The organism is Clostridium sp. OM05-9, from assembly GCF_003481465.1.
In the GTDB taxonomy this organism is placed as follows: Bacteria; Bacillota; Clostridia; order Lachnospirales; family Lachnospiraceae; genus Coprococcus; species Coprococcus ammoniilyticus.
Map to the genome: position 1 here is coordinate 1 of NZ_QULF01000006.1, position 2,500 is coordinate 2,500.

Annotated in this window: 1 rRNA gene (cut by a window edge); it reads right to left on the reverse strand. The window is 50.5% G+C overall.

Annotated elements, in window-relative coordinates:
• Nucleotides 1-81 precede the first annotated feature (81 nt).
• Nucleotides 82-2,500: ribosomal RNA gene (locus tag DXB77_RS10470) — 23S ribosomal RNA — on the reverse strand; it runs 469 nt beyond the window's last position.

The window sequence follows — 2,500 nt, forward strand, 5'->3', positions numbered from 1 at the left end:
TTCATGTACCTTCAGAATTTCATACAGAAAGTCTTGCGACTTCATTCTCTCCAATCTCTTCCGCTTATCTTTCGAACCTCTCAGGATAAGTCTTCGACCTATTAGTATCTGTCAGCTGAATGCGTTACCGCACTTACACCTCAGACCTATCAACCTCGTAGTCTTCAAGGGGTCTTATTTCTTTAAAGAATGGGATATCTAATCTTGAGGGGGGCTTCACGCTTAGATGCCTTCAGCGTTTATCCCTGCCGGACTTGGCTACTCTGCCATGCTGTTGGTCAACAACAGATACACCAGCGGTCCGTCCATCCCGGTCCTCTCGTACTAAGGACAGCTCCTCTCAAATATCCTACGCCCACGCCGGATAGGGACCGAACTGTCTCACGACGTTCTGAACCCAGCTCGCGTACCGCTTTAATGGGCGAACAGCCCAACCCTTGGAACCTGCTACAGCTCCAGGATGCGATGAGCCGACATCGAGGTGCCAAACCACTCCGTCGATGTGAACTCTTGGGAGTGATAAGCCTGTTATCCCCAGGGTAGCTTTTATCCGTTGAGCGATGGCAATCCCACGTTATACCACCGGATCACTAAGTCCTACTTTCGTACCTGCTCCACCCGTCGGTGTCGCAGTCAAGCTCCCTTCTGCCTTTGCACTCTTCGAATGGTTTCCGACCATTCTGAGGGAACCTTTGAGCGCCTCCGATACCCTTTCGGAGGCGACCGCCCCAGTCAAACTCCCCGTCAGACATTGTCCCCCAGCCGGGTCACGGCTGCAGGTTAGAAACCCAGTACTGTAAGGGTGGTATCCCAAGGTCAGCTCCATGACAACTGGCGTCATCATTTCCTAGCTTCCCACCTATCCTGTACAGACAGTACCGAATCCCAGTATCAAACTGGAGTAAAGCTCCATGGGGTCTTTCCGTCCTGGCGCAGGTAACCAGCATCTTCACTGGTATTTCAATTTCACCGGGTGTGTTGTCGAGACAGTGCCCAAATCATTACGCCTTTCGTGCGGGTCGGAACTTACCCGACAAGGAATTTCGCTACCTTAGGACCGTTATAGTTACGGCCGCCGTTTACTGGGGCTTAAATTCAAACCTTCGCTTGCGCTAAGCTCTCCTCTTAACCTTCCAGCACCGGGCAGGCGTCAGCCCATATACCTCACCTTTCGGTTTTGCATAGACCTGTGTTTTTGCTAAACAGTTGCTTGGGCCATTTCTCTGCGGCCACATCTCTGTGGCACTCCTTCTCCCGAAGTTACGGAGTCATTTTGCCGAGTTCCTTAACAACACTTCTCCCGCCGGCCTTAGGATTCTCTCCTCATCCACCTGTGTCGGTTTACGGTACGGGCACATACAAAACAATAGCGGCTTTTCTTGGCAGCTAGCTCACCAGCTTCGTTACTTATAGTTCACTCCGCATTACGTCTTCTCCTTGTAAGGGGGATTTGCCTCCCTTACGGATACCTCGCTTGCACCGGCTTTTCCATTTCCGGCTCTGGCTTTCTCTCTGCGTCCCCACAGTTCTGTTTGTATGTGGTACAGGAATTTCTACCTGTTATCCATCGACTACGACTTTCGTCCTCGCCTTAGGCCCCGACTTACCCAGGGAAGATCAGCTTTACCCTGGAAACCTTAGATATTCGGCCTTTAAGATTCTCACTTAAATCTCGCTACTCATTCCGGCATTCTCTCTTCTTAACACTCCACTGCTCCTTCCGGTACAGCTTCGTCACGTTAAGAATGCTCCTCTACCAATGTTTTCACATTCCATAGCTTCGGTGGTGTGTTTTAGCCCCGGACATTTTCGGCGCAGGACCTCTCGACTAGTGAGCTATTACGCACTCTTTGAATGTATGGCTGCTTCTGAGCCAACATCCTAGTTGTCTTCGAAATCCCACATCCTTTACCACTTAACACACACTTTGGGACCTTAGCTGATGGTCTGGGCTCTTTCCCTTTTGACTACCCAACTTATCTCGTGCAGTCTGACTCCCGTACATCATCTCTGCGGCATTCGGAGTTTGATAATCTTCGGTAAGCTTTGACGCCCCCTAGGATATTCAGTGCTCTACCTCCGCTAGACTAATACGAGGCTAGCCCTAAAGCTATTTCGAGGAGAACCAGCTATCTCCGGGTTCGATTGGAATTTCTCCCCTACCCACACCTCATCGCCACCCTTTTCAACGGATGTGCGTTCGGTCCTCCATTGCCTTTTACGGCAACTTCAACCTGGACATGGGTAGATCACCCGGTTTCGGGTCTTCTTATACTGACTTTACGTGCTATTAACACTTGCTTTCACTTCGGCTCCGTACCTGAGGTACTTAACCTTGCCAGCACAAGAAACTCGCCGGACCGTTCTACAAAAAGTACGCGGTTCTGCTTTATTCGCAGTTCCACAGCTTGTAAACACAGGGTTTCAGGTTCTCTTTCACTCCCCTCCCGGGGTCCTTTTCACCTTTCCTTCACAGTACTATGCGCTATCGGTCACTGAG